General features: G+C 54.1%; 14 protein-coding genes. 12 read left to right on the forward strand and 2 right to left on the reverse strand.

The features are described from left to right. Window positions 1-8 precede the first annotated feature (8 nt). The 4 genes from ada (at window position 9) to mgtE (ending at window position 4,979) form a co-directional block, all read left to right on the forward strand. On the forward strand, window positions 9-1,073 hold the full coding sequence (ada, locus tag I6L54_RS09480; protein ID WP_005129364.1) for a bifunctional DNA-binding transcriptional regulator/O6-methylguanine-DNA methyltransferase Ada: 1,065 nt from the start codon (window positions 9-11) through the stop codon (window positions 1,071-1,073). After that, the gene (gene alkB / locus I6L54_RS09485; RefSeq protein ID WP_040230573.1) at window positions 1,073-1,723 is read left to right on the forward strand and encodes a DNA oxidative demethylase AlkB; all 651 of its coding nucleotides are present in this window, start codon (window positions 1,073-1,075) and stop codon (window positions 1,721-1,723) included. The genes ada and alkB overlap by 1 nt, the downstream gene beginning before the upstream one ends. Before the next feature lie 69 nt (window positions 1,724-1,792). Then, window positions 1,793-3,436: a multidrug ABC transporter permease/ATP-binding protein gene (locus tag I6L54_RS09490; RefSeq protein ID WP_040230575.1), complete on the forward strand. Its 1,644-nt coding sequence runs from the start codon at window positions 1,793-1,795 to the stop codon at window positions 3,434-3,436. 106 nt (window positions 3,437-3,542) lie between these two features. Then, window positions 3,543-4,979 carry a magnesium transporter gene (gene mgtE, locus I6L54_RS09495; protein WP_005129351.1) on the forward strand — a complete coding sequence of 479 codons (1,437 nt, stop codon included), beginning with the start codon at window positions 3,543-3,545 and terminating at the stop codon, window positions 4,977-4,979. Here the strand turns inward: mgtE and I6L54_RS09500 are convergent. After that, the gene (locus I6L54_RS09500; protein WP_005129349.1) at window positions 4,942-6,189 is read right to left on the reverse strand and encodes a SulP family inorganic anion transporter; all 1,248 of its coding nucleotides are present in this window, start codon (window positions 6,187-6,189) and stop codon (window positions 4,942-4,944) included. The genes mgtE and I6L54_RS09500 overlap by 38 nt on opposite strands. A 278-nt stretch (window positions 6,190-6,467) precedes the next feature. On the opposite strand from I6L54_RS09500, the gene mqo reads away from it, so the two are divergent. Continuing rightward, window positions 6,468-8,129, forward strand: coding sequence for a malate dehydrogenase (quinone) (gene mqo / locus I6L54_RS09505; RefSeq protein ID WP_040230576.1), 1,662 nt, complete (start codon window positions 6,468-6,470; stop codon window positions 8,127-8,129). 47 nt (window positions 8,130-8,176) lie between these two features. On the opposite strand, the gene eco is transcribed toward mqo, so the two are convergent. Then, on the reverse strand, window positions 8,177-8,674 hold the full coding sequence (gene eco, locus I6L54_RS09510) for a serine protease inhibitor ecotin (RefSeq protein ID WP_005129346.1): 498 nt from the start codon (window positions 8,672-8,674) through the stop codon (window positions 8,177-8,179). A gap of 413 nt (window positions 8,675-9,087) precedes the next feature. Here eco and napF point away from each other — a divergent pair, with 413 nt between their 5' ends. The 7 genes from napF to napC all read left to right on the forward strand — a co-directional run bounded on the left by napF (window position 9,088) and on the right by napC (window position 15,196). Further along, complete coding sequence (gene napF, locus I6L54_RS09515) at window positions 9,088-9,579, forward strand: ferredoxin-type protein NapF (protein ID WP_040230577.1); 492 nt, start codon at window positions 9,088-9,090, stop codon at window positions 9,577-9,579. Continuing rightward, window positions 9,569-9,832 carry a chaperone NapD gene (gene napD / locus I6L54_RS09520; RefSeq protein ID WP_040230578.1) on the forward strand — a complete coding sequence of 88 codons (264 nt, stop codon included), beginning with the start codon at window positions 9,569-9,571 and terminating at the stop codon, window positions 9,830-9,832. The genes napF and napD overlap by 11 nt, the downstream gene beginning before the upstream one ends. Continuing rightward, a complete protein-coding gene (gene napA / locus I6L54_RS09525) occupies window positions 9,829-12,315 on the forward strand; it encodes a nitrate reductase catalytic subunit NapA (RefSeq protein ID WP_005129339.1) in 2,487 nt (828 codons plus the stop codon). The genes napD and napA overlap by 4 nt, the downstream gene beginning before the upstream one ends. Before the next feature lie 6 nt (window positions 12,316-12,321). Beyond that, window positions 12,322-13,017 carry a ferredoxin-type protein NapG gene (napG, locus tag I6L54_RS09530; protein WP_005129337.1) on the forward strand — a complete coding sequence of 232 codons (696 nt, stop codon included), beginning with the start codon at window positions 12,322-12,324 and terminating at the stop codon, window positions 13,015-13,017. After that, window positions 13,004-13,855 carry a quinol dehydrogenase ferredoxin subunit NapH gene (gene napH, locus I6L54_RS09535; protein WP_005129335.1) on the forward strand — a complete coding sequence of 284 codons (852 nt, stop codon included), beginning with the start codon at window positions 13,004-13,006 and terminating at the stop codon, window positions 13,853-13,855. The genes napG and napH overlap by 14 nt, the downstream gene beginning before the upstream one ends. Before the next feature lie 132 nt (window positions 13,856-13,987). After that, window positions 13,988-14,437 carry a nitrate reductase cytochrome c-type subunit gene (gene napB / locus I6L54_RS09540; protein WP_005129333.1) on the forward strand — a complete coding sequence of 150 codons (450 nt, stop codon included), beginning with the start codon at window positions 13,988-13,990 and terminating at the stop codon, window positions 14,435-14,437. A gap of 156 nt (window positions 14,438-14,593) precedes the next feature. Continuing rightward, window positions 14,594-15,196, forward strand: coding sequence for a cytochrome c-type protein NapC (gene napC, locus I6L54_RS09545; RefSeq protein WP_040230580.1), 603 nt, complete (start codon window positions 14,594-14,596; stop codon window positions 15,194-15,196). The last annotated feature ends 14 nt before the right edge of the window (window positions 15,197-15,210 follow it).

A 15,210-nucleotide genomic window follows, 5' to 3' on the forward strand; every position in this document is an offset into this window, starting at 1 on the left:
AGTCCATCATGACAAATCTCTTACATATAACTGATGATGAACGCTGGCAGTCTGTGCTGGACCGTGACGCGGATGCTGACGGTCAGTTTGTTTTTGCTGTTCAGACTACCGGCATTTTCTGTCGACCGTCCTGTCGGGCAAAACATGCGCTGCGTAAAAATGTCAGTTTCTTCGCGGATGCAGAGCAGGCACAGGCGGCAGGGTTTCGTCCCTGCAAACGTTGCCAGCCGGACAAAGATAGCGCGCAACAGCAGCGGCTGGGCAAAATAGCCCACGCCTGTCAGTTGCTGGAGCGAGAGTCCCCCCTCACACTGGAGGCTCTTGCGCAGCATGTTGCGATGAGCCCGTTTCACCTGCATCGCCTGTTCAAAGCAACCACTGGGATGACCCCCAAAGCCTGGCAACAGTCGTGGCGTGCCCGTCGCCTGCGTGACGCGCTGGCAAAAGGCGCACCGGTAACGCAGGCGATTCTTGACGCCGGATTCCCCGACAGCAGCAGCTATTACCGCAAAGCGGATCAGGCGTTAGGCATGACCGCCAGGCAATTTCGTAAAGGCGGCGGTAATGTTTCTGTGCGCTATACCCTCGCAGATTGCGCTCTGGGTCGCTGCCTGGTAGCGGAAAGTGAACGAGGTATCTGCGCGATCTTGCTGGGCGACGACGATGCTACGCTGATAGCAGAATTGCAGGAACTGTTTCCGACGGCACGTGACGAGCCCGCCGATGCGGAGTTTCAACAACATGTGCGTGAAGTGATCGCCGTGATTAACACGCGCAATACTGCACTGTCACTGCCGCTGGATATTCAGGGAACCGCCTTTCAGCAGCAGGTATGGCAAGCGCTGCGGGCAATCCCTTGTGGTGAGACGGTGAGTTATCAGCAACTGGCCAGCACTATCGGTAAGCCGAAGGCGGTGCGTGCCGTAGCCAGCGCCTGTGCGGCGAACAAACTGGCCATTGTGATCCCGTGTCACCGCGTAATTCGCGGCGATGGTGCGCTTTCTGGCTATCGTTGGGGAATAACACGCAAGGCGCAACTGTTGCAACGTGAAGCCACCCGTGAGGAAACATAATGCTCGATCTCTTTGCAGATGAGAAACCCTGGCACGAGCCGCTGGCGTCAGGTGCGGTGATTTTGCGGCGTTTTGCATTTGAATCCGCCCCCGCTTTACTGCGGGCAATCGCGGCGACAGCCAGACAGTCGCCGTTTCGCCAGATGGTCACCCCTGGCGGTTATACGATGTCGGTAGCCATGACGAATTGCGGCCATCTGGGCTGGACAACGGATCAACATGGCTACCTCTATTCACCGGTCGATCCATTAACTGGCGCTCACTGGCCGCCATTACCCGAGGTCTTTGCTGAGCAGTGCCAACAGGCGGCAACGGCCGCAGGCTATCCTGATTTTCAACCGGATGCTTGCCTTATTAATCGCTATACGCCGGGGGCAAAACTGTCTTTACATCAGGATAAAGATGAGCCTGACCTGCGAGCGCCTATCGTTTCGGTATCGCTGGGCCTGCCGGCAATTTTTCAGTTTGGTGGCTTACGGCGCAACGATCCCTTAAAGCGAGTATTGCTGGAACATGGCGATGTGGTGGTATGGGGGGGAAACTCGCGGCTGTTTTATCACGGCGTCCAGCCTCTCAAGACGGGGTATCATCCATTGACGGGAGATTGTCGTTACAACCTGACGTTTCGCCAGGCAGGTAAAAAAGAATAAGAATTATTATTGCTGTCAGCGAAGAGATGTTTAAACTGCGGGCTGTTATTACTTGTCCGGGTTGTTTGCATGGAACTTTTACTTCTTGTCTGGCGGCAGTATCGCTGGCCATTTATCAGCGTCATGGCGCTCAGCCTTGTCAGTGCCGCGCTGGGGATTGGGCTGATTGCGTTTATTAATCAGCGCCTGATTGAAACGGTCGACACCACGCTGATGGTGCTACCGGAGTTTCTTGGCCTGCTGCTGTTACTGATGGTCGTCACCCTCGGTTCACAGCTGGCGCTCACCACGCTGGGGCACCACTTTGTCTACCGTCTGCGTAGCGAATTTATCAAACGAATTCTGGACACCCACGTCGAACGTATCGAGCAAATCGGTAGCGCCTCGTTACTGGCCGGTTTAACCAGCGATATCCGTAACATTACCATTGCCTTTGTCCGCCTACCTGAGCTGGTACAGGGGATTATTTTGACCGTGGGGTCGGCGGCGTATCTGGCCATGCTGTCGACTAAAATGCTGCTGGTGACGGCAATCTGGATGGCAATCACCATCTGGGGCGGATTTGTGCTGGTGGCGCGGGTGTATAAACACATGGCTACCCTGCGTGAAACCGAAGACAAGCTGTACAACGACTACCAGACGGTGCTGGAAGGGCGCAAAGAGCTGACGCTCAACCGGGAACGTGCGGAGCATATCTTTAATCAGCTGTACGTCCCGGATGCCAAAGAGTACCGTCATCATATTATCCGTGCCGATACCTTCCACCTGAGCGCGGTCAACTGGTCGAACATTATGATGCTGGGCGCCATTGGCCTGGTATTCTGGATGGCCAACAGTCTGGGCTGGGCGGATACCGCCGTGGCGGCGACCTATTCGCTGACGCTGCTATTCCTGCGCACGCCGCTGCTCTCTGCCGTCGGCGCGCTGCCAACGCTGCTGACTGCACAGGTGGCGTTCAACAAGCTGAATAAGTTCTCCCTGGCCCCCTTCAAGGCAGAATTCCCGCGGCCAACCGCATTTCCGAACTGGCAAACGCTGGAGTTACGCGACGTGGTTTTCCACTATCAGGATAATACGTTCTCCGTTGGGCCAGTGAATCTGACCATTCGTCGTGGTGAACTGATCTTCCTGATTGGTGGTAACGGCAGCGGTAAATCCACGCTGGCGATGTTGCTGACCGGGTTGTACCAGCCGCAGTCTGGTGAGATTTTACTGGATGGCAAGGCGGTTGCTGTCGAAAAACCGGAGGACTACCGCAAGCTGTTCTCTGCGGTGTTTACCGACGTCTGGCTGTTTGACAAATTGCTGGGACCCGAAGGCAGAGAGGCTTCTCCGGTGCTGGTAGCAAAGTGGCTGGAACATCTGCAAATGGTGCACAAGCTGGAGCTGAACGACGGGCGCATTCTCAACCTGAAGCTGTCGAAAGGGCAGAAAAAGCGTGTGGCGCTGTTGCTGGCTTTAGCGGAGGAGCGCGACATTATTCTGCTGGATGAATGGGCCGCCGATCAGGATCCGCATTTCCGGCGTGAATTCTACCAGGTATTGTTGCCGCTGATGCAGGAGATGGGCAAAACCATTTTCGCCATTAGTCATGACGATCACTACTTTATCCATGCCGACAGGCTGCTCGAGATGCGCAACGGCCAGCTAACCGAGCTGCTGGGTGATGAGCGCGACGCCGCCTCGCGTGATGCGGTAGCCCGTACCGCCTGATCTCCGTAAGCCGCCGGTTTTTTATCCAGCCGGCGGCCTCGTTTATTGTTATTTACATAATTCGGCATCATGATTGATGATATTTCATATCATGGATTTATGATTAATGTCCGTAATAAACAAAAACAGCGCCAGGCTACGTGACGAGGAACGTGCTCGTCTTATCTGGCTACTGACCACTGATAAAGCCATTATTTCAACATTATTGGGTAAGCTTACCCTGGCTGAGCAATATGACGTCGGTACGTTAGCCGACGATATTGCTGAGGTAGGGGCACTGGTGGCGCATCTGCCGCCACCCGATCTGGCCGATACCCTTGAAGCACTGCCCTCCGAAGAGCGTCACGCCCTGTGGCGACTGGTCGAAAGTGAAAAACGCGGCAACGTCCTGCTTGAAGCATCAGAAAATGTGTGGGATGACCTGATCGACGAGATGAGCGACCGCGAGCTACTGGATGCGCTGCAATATCTCGACATCGACGAACAGATTTATCTGGTACAGCATTTACCCCGTAACCTTACCGGTCGACTGCTGGCATCATTGCCTGCTGAAGAGCGGGCGCGCGTACGTCAGGTGCTGCACTACGAGAAGAATCGCGTTGGTGCGATTATGGAGTTCGAAGTCATCACCGTTCGTCCGGACGTGACGCTGGAAGTGGTGCAGCGGTACTTGCGGCGGCTGGGAAAAATGCCGGAGAACACCGATAAACTCTTCGTAACCGATCGCAATAAAGTTCTGGTGGGCGAACTGACGCTAACCTGTATTCTGCTCAATGACGTGCAGCGCAAAGTCAGCGAAGTGATGGAGGATGATCCGCTGACATTTTCTCCGGAAGATATCGCCGAGAACGCTGCGCGTACGTTTGAACGTGACAACCTGGTCAGTGCTGCGGTGGTTGACCCTTCCGGCAAGCTGATGGGACGCTTAACCGTCGATGAGATCGTCGACGTGGTTTATGAAGAAACCGATACCGATCTGCGTCGAATGGGGGGCTTAAGTGCCGAAGAGGACGTATTCGCTCCGGTCACCAAAGCGGTAAAAACCCGTTGGGCGTGGCTGGCAATTAATCTCTGTACCGCCTTTATCGCCTCGCGGGTAATCGACGGTTTCGAGCACACCATTTCACAACTGGTGGCGCTGGCCTCGCTGATGCCCATTGTGGCAGGGATTGGTGGTAATACGGGTAATCAGACCATCACCATGATCGTCCGGGCGCTGGCGTTGCAGAATATTCAGCCTGGCAACCTGACGTTTCTGATCCTGCGTGAAATGGGGGTGGCGCTGATCAACGGCCTTGTCTGGGGCGGAATCATGGGCGGCATCACCTGGTGGCTGTACGATGATATGGCGCTGGGCGGCGTGATGACCCTGGCGATGATGCTCAATCTGCTGATGGCGGCGCTAATGGGCGTTATCATTCCGATGACGATGGTCAAGCTGGGGCGCGATCCGGCGGTCGGCTCCAGCGTCATGATTACCGCTATCACCGACACCGGCGGATTCTTTATTTTTCTGGGTCTGGCGACGCTGTTTTTGATGTAGACGCCCGTTTCCCTCTGACGATGCGCGGCAGTATCAACATCGTGATCACGCCGGCAACCACGCCAATCGCCAGGTTGCCGGTAGAGACTGTCGCGGCGACGGTAGCCAACATTGCCAGCGTTTCGGCGACCGGCATGTTGGTCAGCGTCGTGGGGCGGATGCTGTGCCAGCTAAACGTTTTTACCGCCACAATCACCATAATTCCCGCCAGTACTGACATCGGTATCTTTGCCATCACCTCGCTGAGTGCGGTGACGAGCAGCAGCAAGACCAGCCCGGCGGCAAACGTGGAAACACGGCTGCGGGCTTTCCCCATCTCAATGTTGACAATCGTTTGACCGATCATCGCGCATCCGGCGATGCCGCCATAAAAACCGGCCAGGATATTGGCTACGCCCAGTCCGGTGCTTTCGCGGTTTTTATTCGACGGGGTGACCGTCAGGTCGTCAACCAGTCGGGCAGTTAATAGCGATTCCATCAATCCAACAAAAGCGATGCTCAGCGCGCAGGGCCAGATAATGGCTAACGTTTGCAGGTTGAGTGGTACGAGTAACTGCGTCAAGCCCGGCAGACCGCCGCTCATTGAACCTTCGTCACCGACGGTCGGTAACAGTTGCCCGCTGGCGACAGTGAACACCGTCAGCAGCACAATGGCGATAAGCGGCGCGGGGATGGCTTTGATAAACCGCGGAACCCACAGCACAATCAGCAGCGTCAGGACGAACAGCCCCCAGATTAACGGGCTTTTCCCCCAGAAGTGCGGGACCTGAGCAAAGAAAATCAAAATACCCAGCGCGTTGACGAAACCGGTCATCACAGCTGTGGGGATGAACCGCATCAAACGTGCCATTCCTGACACACCAAACAGGATCTGAATAATCCCGGCCAGCACTACCGCAGGCAGGATGTACTGCACGCCGTGTTGATGCACCATCGGGCCAATGACTAATGCAACCGATCCTGCAGCGGCGGTAACCATTGCCGGACGCCCACCTAAAAAGGACATCGCCAGGCACAGTACTACCGAGGCTATCAGGCTGATCTTAGGGTCCACGCCGGCGATAACTGAAAACGAAATCACTTCCGGGATCAGCGCCAGGGCGGTTACCACACCAGCCAGCGTTTCACGAACCAGCAGGTGGGGTTGGCGTAACACGATGCGGGTGGTGTGTTCTGCCATCGCGGCAGGGGAAGAGTGTGTTGCAGACATAGTTACTCTCAGGTCAGAAAAGGCCTGATGACAGCAGACCGACAGGCATCCGTGCGGTGAATAGCAAAGCGCAGCATAGTACCCGTCTGACGGGGAGGTTTCCAGAAATGATTGTCAATAACCACATAAAGAATCAACGTATTAATAACATTTTTAAAATTTAAATATAATTTATAAACAATATTTAATTATTTTTACTTAAGTGTTACCGTTGATGCCGCTCGATTTTCACCTGCATAAAAAGCAAAAAGCGATACTAAAAGTAAGGCATTAACATTATGAAAAAAGTGACTGCCATGCTCTTCACCATGGCCCTAGGGCTGAATGTTGTCTCAATGGCAGCAAAAGCGAAAGCGGCGGAAGAGCAGGAAACGGATGTACTGTTGATTGGCGGCGGCATTATGAGCGCCACACTGGGAACCTATTTGCAGGAGCTGGAGCCGCAATGGTCAATGACCATGGTAGAGCGACTGGATGGCGTTGCTCAGGAGAGTTCAAACGGCTGGAACAACGCCGGAACAGGCCACTCCGCACTGATGGAACTGAACTACACGCCTAAAAAGGCTGACGGTAGCATCAGTATTGAAAAGGCAGTCGACATTAACGAAGCCTTCCAGATTTCCCGCCAGTTCTGGGCGTATCAGGTCAACAACGGCGTGATGCATGAACCCCGCTCGTTTATCACCACTGTTCCCCATATGAGCTTTGTCTGGGGCGACGAGAACGTGAATTTCCTGCGTGCCCGTTACACGGCACTCCAGCAAAGCACCCTGTTCCGCGGTATGCGCTACTCTGAAGATCACGCGCAGATTAAAGAATGGGCGCCTCTGGTTATGGAAGGCCGCGATCCGAAACAGAAAGTTGCGGCAACGCGTACCGAGATCGGTACTGACGTGAACTACGGTGAAATTACGCGCCAGCTGATTGCATCGTTGCAGAAAAAATCTAATTTTGCGCTGCAACTGAACACCGAAGTTCGCGGCTTTAAGCGTAACGCGGATAATAGCTGGACCGTCACGGTTGCCGATCTGAAAAACAACGAAGCGGAACACGATATTAAGGCGAAGTTTGTCTTCATTGGTGCCGGTGGTGCAGCACTGAAACTGCTGCAGGAAACCGACATTCCGGAAGCGAAAGGCTATGCCGGATTCCCGGTTGGTGGGCAGTTCCTGGTTGCGGACAATCCGGACGTGGTAAATCGCCATCTGGCGAAAGTGTATGGTCAGGCATCAGTCGGCGCGCCGCCGATGTCCGTGCCGCACATCGATACCCGTATCCTCGATGGTAAACGCGTGGTGCTGTTTGGGCCGTTCGCGACCTTCTCCACCAAGTTCCTGAAAAATGGTTCATTGTGGGATCTGCTCAGTTCTACCACCACGTCGAACTTTATGCCGATGGTGAATGTTGGTCTGGATAACTTCGATCTGGTGAAATATCTGGTAAGCCAGGTGATGCTCAGCGACGACGATCGTTTTGCTGCTCTGCAGGAGTACTATCCAGAGGCGAAGAAAGAAGACTGGCGTTTGTGGCAAGCGGGTCAGCGCGTGCAGATCATCAAAAGCGATGCTGAGAAGGGCGGCGTTCTGCGTCTGGGAACCGAAGTGGTCAGCGATAAAGAGGGAACCATTGCTGCACTGCTGGGGGCTTCTCCGGGAGCGTCAACCGCGGCGCCGATCATGCTGCATCTGATGGAAAAAGTGTTTAAAGATAAAGTAGCCAGCCCTGAGTGGCAGGCGAAGCTGAAAACGATTATTCCGTCTTATGGCACGAAGCTGAACGGTAACGTTGAGGCTACGGAACAAGAGCTGCAGTACACCAGTGACGTTCTGGGGCTGAAATATGATAAGCCGCAGGTCGCTGATGAAGCGCCGAAACCACAGCTGAAACCTCAGGCACAACCGCAACCTGAGCAGAAAGCCGTGGCGGATATCGCGCTGTAAATAAAATGCCGGATGAGGCGCTACGCCGCCATCCGGCACATTCTCACTTATCGCACGACGGCGTCCTGAATCTTATCTTCTGCTTTCCAGATGCGGTATTTCACCTCCACGTTTTCCGGGGTGTAGACCACAATCGGCAACTTGCTGTTGTAACGCAGCATACCGTCATCACCCAGATACGCGGTGATGAATTTCTTCTCTTTCTTACCGTCCGGGCAAGCCATCATGGTTGAGACCGGAGACGTAACTTTGTCAAAGACATAGTAGTCATATCCCCAACCTTCCAGCGTTTTGCTGTCCAGTTCTCCGCCCAGGCGGTGTTGGTTGCAGTCAACTTCCAGCGTTTGTCCGATCAGCAGTTCTACTTTGAGAGTAGATTCATCTTTCTCAGGAGTAAGCTGAATAACCTGACGCTTCATTCCCTTGTCCGCTTTAGGATAAGGGGCGACTTTTTCCAGCGGCTGAGCGCTGGCATCGGTGGTTGTCGCCCACACAGAGGTGCTGGCGAAGGCGGCAAGGAGTACGGCAGGGACAATTGTCTTCATCTTATTGTTCACAGTATTTCCTTTCTTCTGTCTTATGAACGTATCAAGGGCAGGTTAGCATATTTATATCGTCCATTAATCTAAATTTACTTATATTTTAAGTGTATTAATTGAAGATTTATAATTTATGTAGCGATAAACACCATGAATTATCTGAATAATGAGATTATTCTCTGTTTAATTTTTTCGTTATATAATTGATTATATAACTCATTGAAATGTGAACAAAAGCGCACTTTTTCCCGCCAACTCAACACTCTTTTGATCCGGCAACAGCATTTACCCCAATTGGGGTATGCACCTCAAACACATCCTGAAATATCTTACGGCTAAAAATAACTACTCATAAATAGTGCGTTTTTTATTGTCGTTCAACCCGCTCAGGGAGAGCGTCATTATGGAAGGACAATGTCATGGTTGATTTATCCCGTCGAGGCATGTTGACAGGCAGTTGGCGTAAAGCCAGCAATGGGATTCGTCCGCCGTGGAGCAAGGAAGACTCTCACTTTCTGGCTCATTGCCTCCGTTGTGACGCCTGCATCCAGGCGTGTGAAACCGACATCCTGCAGCGAGGCCAGGGTGGTTACCCGAGCGTAAATTTCAAACATGGCGAGTGCAGCTTTTGCTATGCCTGCGCAGAAGCCTGTCCCGAATCACTTTTTCTTCCGCGCCACACCAGGGCATGGGATCTGAATTTTTCGATCGGTGACAACTGTCTCGCGCATCAGTCCGTTGAATGCCATCGCTGTCAGGATAGCTGTGAACCCATGGCCATTACCTTTCGTCCCACGCTGTCCGGTATTTATCAGCCACAGCTCGACAACCAGGCATGTAACGGATGCGGCGCGTGTGTCGCTATCTGTCCGGTATCAGCCATTAATGCGGAGTACAACCATGGACACTAACTGGCAGGTCTGCAGCCTGGTCGTTCAGGCCAAAAGTCAGTACATCAGCGATATCGCCACGCAGTTACGTCCGTTTCCGGGTTGCGAAGTTGCTCTCAGCGATGTGGAAAGCGGTCAGCTGATTGTGGTGGTAGAAGCTGAGCATAGTGAAACGCTAATGAAAACAATTGAGTCAGTGCGCAACGTTGCGGGCGTGCTGGCGGTGTCGCTGGTTTATCACCAGCAGGATGAGCAAGGTGAGGAAACACCATGAAACTCAGTCGTCGTAGCTTTATGAAAGCTAACGCCGTTGCGGCCGCTGCGGCGGCTGCCGGGTTAAGCGTGCCGGGCGTAGCCCGTGCGGTAGTCGGTCAGCAAGAAGCCATCAAATGGGATAAAGCCCCGTGCCGTTTTTGCGGTACCGGTTGTGGCGTATTGGTAGGCACTCAACAAGGGCGTGTTGTGGCATGTCAGGGGGACCCGGATGCGCCGGTTAACCGTGGGCTTAACTGCATCAAAGGTTACTTCCTGCCGAAAATCATGTACGGAAAAGACCGTTTAACGCAGCCGATGCTGCGCATGAAAGACGGCAAATATCACAAAGAAGGCGAATTCACCCCGATTAGCTGGGATCAGGCCTTTGATGTGATGGAAGAGAAATTTAAAGCCTCTCTGAAAGAGAAAGGGCCAGACGCTATTGGTATGTTTGGCTCCGGTCAGTGGACCATCTGGGAAGGCTACGCTGCCGCAAAACTGTTCAAAGCCGGTTTCCGCTCGAACAACATCGATCCGAACGCGCGTCACTGCATGGCGTCAGCCGTTGTGGGCTTTATGCGTACCTTTGGGATGGATGAGCCGATGGGCTGTTATGACGATATCGAGCATGCGGATGCTTTCGTCCTGTGGGGCGCAAATATGGCGGAAATGCACCCAATCCTGTGGTCGCGTATTACCAACCGTCGTCTGTCCGATCCTAACGTCAACGTCGCCGTTCTCTCTACCTTCCAGCATCGTAGCTTTGAGCTGGCGGATAACGGCATCGTCTTTACGCCGCAAAGCGACCTGGTGATCCTCAACTACATCGCAAACTATATCATTCAAAACAATGCGATAAACCAGGACTTCTTTAGCAAGCACGTTAATCTGCGTAAAGGGGCGACGGATATCGGCTACGGTCTGCGTCCTACCCATCCGCTGGAAAAAGCGGCGAAAAATCCAGGTTCCGATGCCTCTGAACCGATGAGCTTTGAGGACTACAAAGCCTTCGTTGCCGAGTATACACTGGACAAAACCGCCGAAATGACCGGCGTACCAAAAGATCAACTGGAACAGTTGGCGCAGCTGTATGCCGATCCGAAGAAAAAAGTCATCTCCTACTGGACGATGGGCTTTAACCAGCATACCCGTGGCGTATGGGCTAACAACCTGGTCTATAACCTGCACCTGCTGACCGGTAAAATTTCTCAACCAGGCTGCGGCCCATTCTCGCTGACGGGTCAGCCTTCCGCTTGTGGTACCGCGCGTGAAGTCGGGACCTTCTCTCACCGTCTGCCTGCGGACATGGTGGTGACGAACGAGAAACACCGCGATATCTGCGAAAAACACTGGAACATTCCGGCGGGGACAATTCCGGCGAAAATCGGTCTGCATGCTGTGGCGCAGGACCGCGCACTGAAAGATGGCAAGCTCAATGTCTACTGGGTGATGTGTAACAACAATATGCAGGCTGGGCCGAACATCAACGAAGAGCGTATGCCTGGCTGGCGCGATCCGCGCAACTTTATCATCGTTTCCGATCCGTACCCGACGGTCAGTGCTCTGGCGGCCGACCTGATCCTGCCAACAGCGATGTGGGTAGAGAAAGAAGGGGCTTACGGTAACGCCGAGCGCCGTACTCAGTTCTGGCGTCAGCAGATTAAAGCACCGGGTGAAGCGAAATCTGATCTGTGGCAGATGGTGCAGTTTGCCCGCCGATTCAAAACGGAAGAAGTGTGGCCGGAGGAACTGCTGGCGAAGAAACCCGAGCTGCGCGGTAAGACGTTGTATGACGTGCTGTTCGCCACGCCAGCGGTAACGAAATTCCCGGTCAGCGAACTGGCTGAAGATCAACTGAACGATGAATCTCGCGAACTCGGTTTCTACCTGCAAAAAGGTCTGTTCGAAGAGTATGCCTGGTTTGGTCGCGGACACGGACACGATCTTGCACCGTTTGATGATTACCACAAGGCGCGCGGGTTACGCTGGCCGGTGGTCGACGGTAAGGAGACTCAGTGGCGCTACAGCGAAGGCAACGATCCGTACGTGAAGGTTGGAGAAAGCTACAAGTTCTACGGCAAACCGGACGGCAAAGCGGTCATCTTCGCGCTGCCGTTTGAGCCTGCTGCTGAAGCGCCGGATAAAGAATATGACCTGTGGCTCTCCACCGGTCGCGTGCTGGAACACTGGCACACCGGCAGCATGACGCGCCGCGTGCCGGAACTGCACCGTGCGTTCCCGGAGGCGGTGCTGTTTATCCATCCGCTGGACGCGAAAGCGCGCGATCTGCGCCGTGGCGACAAGGTCAAAGTGGTATCCCGTCGTGGTGAAGTGATTTCGATTGTTGAAACACGCGGCCGCAACCGTCCGCCGCAGGGGCTGGTGTACATGCCGTTCTTCGACGCCGCACAGTTGGTGAACAACCTGACGCTGGATGCGACGGATCCGCTCTCTAAAGAGACGGATTTCAAGAAGTGCGCTGTGAAACTGGCGAAGGTGTAACGCGTTATGACCCGGTCAGCAAAACCCCAAAATGGCCGCCGCCGCTTCCTGCGCGATATGGTTCGCGCAGCAGGCGGGCTGGCCGTCGTTGGCGTGGCGCTGGGGTTGCAACAGCAAACCGCACGAGCAACCGGCGTGCGGCTGCGCCCGCCTGGGGCTCTGAGTGAGGACGCATTTGCCAGCGCCTGCGTGCGCTGTGGCCAGTGCGTCCAGGCTTGCCCATACGACACGCTGAAATTGGCAACGTTGGCCTCCGGGCTGGCGGCCGGAACACCCTATTTTGTCGCTCGCGACATCCCCTGCGAGATGTGTGAAGACATTCCGTGCGCCAAAGTCTGCCCCAGCGGCGCGTTGGACAGGGAGATTGAGTCTATTGACGATTCACGCATGGGACTGGCGGTACTGCTGGATCACGAAAACTGCCTCAACTATCAGGGGTTACGCTGCGACGTTTGCTATCGCGAGTGCCCGAAAATCGATGAGGCTATCACCCTGGAGCTGGACCGCAACATGCGTACCGGCAAGCACGCGAGGTTTATTCCGACCGTGCACAGCGATGCCTGTACCGGCTGTGGGAAATGCGAAAAAGTCTGCGTACTGGAGCAGCCTGCAATAAAAGTGCTGCCGCTGTCGCTGGCGAAAGGGGAGTTAGGACACCATTACCGCTTCGGTTGGCTGGAGGGGAACAATGGCAAATCGTAAACGTGATGCCGGGCGTGAAGCGCAGGCGAAAAAAGGGTGGTGGCGGAGCCATCGCTGGCTGGTGCTGCGTCGTCTGAGTCAGTTTTTGATCCTGGCGATGTTCCTCAGCGGTCCGTGGCTGGGCGTGTGGATCCTGCATGGTAATTACAGCAGTAGCCTGTTGCTGGATACCATTCCGTTAACCGATCCACTCATTACCCTGCAAAGCCTGGCCAGCGGGCACCTGCCAGCAACAGTCGCGTTAACAGGCGCCGCCATCATCACGGTGCTGTATGCCCTGGCAGGTAAGCGACTGTTTTGCAGTTGGGTTTGCCCAATGAACCCGGTTACCGATTTAGCCAGTTGGCTGCGCAGAAGGTTTGACCTGAATCAGTCCGCGACCCTGCCGCGCTATATACGGTACGTCCTGCTGGTGGTCATTCTGGTCGGTTCTGCGCTGACCGGTACGCTGCTGTGGGAGTGGATAAACCCGGTCTCTCTGCTGGGACGTAGTCTGGTAATGGGATTCGGTAGCGGAGCGTTGCTGATCCTCGCGCTGTTTTTATTTGATTTACTGGTTGTTGAGCATGGCTGGTGCGGGCATCTCTGCCCACTGGGTGCGCTGTATAGCATAGTGGGCAGTAAAGGTGCATTAACCGTCTCGGCAAAAGAACGTAACAGATGTAACCGCTGTATGGATTGTTTTCATGTTTGCCCGGAACCGCATGTGCTACGTGCGCCGGTGCTGGATGAGCAAAGTCCGGTGCAGGTAACCAGTCGCGATTGCATGGCCTGCGGTCGCTGTGTGGATGTCTGTTCTGAGGATGTTTTTACAATAACGATACACAAAATCATTTGAGATGCATCGCGGCGGCAAGCGAGAAATTCCCCAGGAGCATAGTAACTATGTGACTGGGGTTTCGGAGCGCAGCTAACAAAGAGGCAGCTTAAAGGATGAAGTGTAAATGCGATGGAGTTCGGGAGCGAAACAATGAAAAGCCATGACCTGATTAAAGCGCTGAGTCAATGGACCGCCGCGCTGGCCTTGCTAGTCAGTGGGGCCGTTTGGGCTGCAAACGGAGTGGATCTGAGCCAGTCACCGGAAGTCTCAGGGACACAGGAAGGGGCAATTCGCATGCCGAAAGAGCAGGAGCGTATGCCGCTGAATTATGTGAATCAGCCGCCGATGGTTCCGCACAGCGTTGAAGGGTATCAGGTGACGACTAACACTAACCGCTGCCTGCAATGCCACGGTGTGGAAAGCTATCGCACCACCGGTGCGCCGCGCATCAGCCCGACGCACTTTATGGACAGCAACGGCAAGGTACTGGCTGAAGTCGCGCCGCGTCGTTATTTCTGCCTGCAATGTCACGTTCCGCAGGCTGACGCTGCGCCGATTGTTGAAAATACCTTTACCCCCTCGAAAGGTTACGGGAAATGAGAGCCTGTCCCATTAGGCTATTTTATTTGCCATTTCGGACCAGGGCAGTGCTCACAGTCCTCACGTACTGTAAGTACGCTCCGGTTGTTCCGCGCTGTCCGTGTCCAAACTGGCTGCAACAATTTACGCCTACTGGAATAGGCTCGGGAGGTCATTATGGAAAATTCTAACCGTAAACCAGGCTGGATTAAGCGCGTCTGGCAATGGTGGCGTCGCCCCAGCCGTCTGGCGCTCGGCACGCTGTTGTTAATCGGCTTTGTGGGCGGCATTATTTTCTGGGGCGGCTTTAATACCGGTATGGAAAAGGCCAATACTGAAGAGTTCTGCATTAGCTGTCACGAAATGCGCAACACGGTATACCAGGAATACATGGAAACCGTACACTACAACAACCGCAGCGGTGTGCGCGCGACTTGCCCTGATTGCCACGTCCCTCATGAGTGGGGGCCGAAAATGATCCGCAAAATCAAGGCCAGCAAGGAGCTGTACGCGAAAGCACTGGGGTTGATAGATACACCGCAAAAATTTGAAGACCACCGTTTATCGATGGCGCAAAATGAATGGCGGCGTATGAAAGACAATAATTCGCAAGAGTGTCGGAACTGTCACAACTTCGAGTTTATGGATTTAACCGCCCAGAAAGGCGTAGCGGCTAAAATGCATGACCAGGCCGTGAAAGACGGGCAAACCTGTATTGACTGTCATAAAGGGATAGCGCACAAACTGCCTGATATGCGCGAAGTCAAACCGGGCTTTTAACAGGATGTAGATAA

The sequence above is a fragment of the Citrobacter pasteurii genome (assembly GCF_019047765.1).
GTDB lineage: Bacteria > Pseudomonadota > Gammaproteobacteria > Enterobacterales > Enterobacteriaceae > Citrobacter > Citrobacter pasteurii.

Coding starts and splice junctions, on each gene's coding strand:
- ada (WP_005129364.1), top strand. CDS start 9: ATGACAAATCTCTTACATATAACTGATGATGAACGCTGGCAGTCTGTG.
- alkB (WP_040230573.1), top strand. CDS start 1,073: ATGCTCGATCTCTTTGCAGATGAGAAACCCTGGCACGAGCCGCTGGCG.
- I6L54_RS09490 (WP_040230575.1), top strand. CDS start 1,793: ATGGAACTTTTACTTCTTGTCTGGCGGCAGTATCGCTGGCCATTTATC.
- mgtE (WP_005129351.1), top strand. CDS start 3,543: ATGTCCGTAATAAACAAAAACAGCGCCAGGCTACGTGACGAGGAACGT.
- I6L54_RS09500 (WP_005129349.1), bottom strand. CDS start 6,189: ATGTCTGCAACACACTCTTCCCCTGCCGCGATGGCAGAACACACCACC.
- mqo (WP_040230576.1), top strand. CDS start 6,468: ATGAAAAAAGTGACTGCCATGCTCTTCACCATGGCCCTAGGGCTGAAT.
- eco (WP_005129346.1), bottom strand. CDS start 8,674: ATGAAGACAATTGTCCCTGCCGTACTCCTTGCCGCCTTCGCCAGCACC.
- napF (WP_040230577.1), top strand. CDS start 9,088: ATGGTTGATTTATCCCGTCGAGGCATGTTGACAGGCAGTTGGCGTAAA.
- napD (WP_040230578.1), top strand. CDS start 9,569: ATGGACACTAACTGGCAGGTCTGCAGCCTGGTCGTTCAGGCCAAAAGT.
- napA (WP_005129339.1), top strand. CDS start 9,829: ATGAAACTCAGTCGTCGTAGCTTTATGAAAGCTAACGCCGTTGCGGCC.
- napG (WP_005129337.1), top strand. CDS start 12,322: ATGACCCGGTCAGCAAAACCCCAAAATGGCCGCCGCCGCTTCCTGCGC.
- napH (WP_005129335.1), top strand. CDS start 13,004: ATGGCAAATCGTAAACGTGATGCCGGGCGTGAAGCGCAGGCGAAAAAA.
- napB (WP_005129333.1), top strand. CDS start 13,988: ATGAAAAGCCATGACCTGATTAAAGCGCTGAGTCAATGGACCGCCGCG.
- napC (WP_040230580.1), top strand. CDS start 14,594: ATGGAAAATTCTAACCGTAAACCAGGCTGGATTAAGCGCGTCTGGCAA.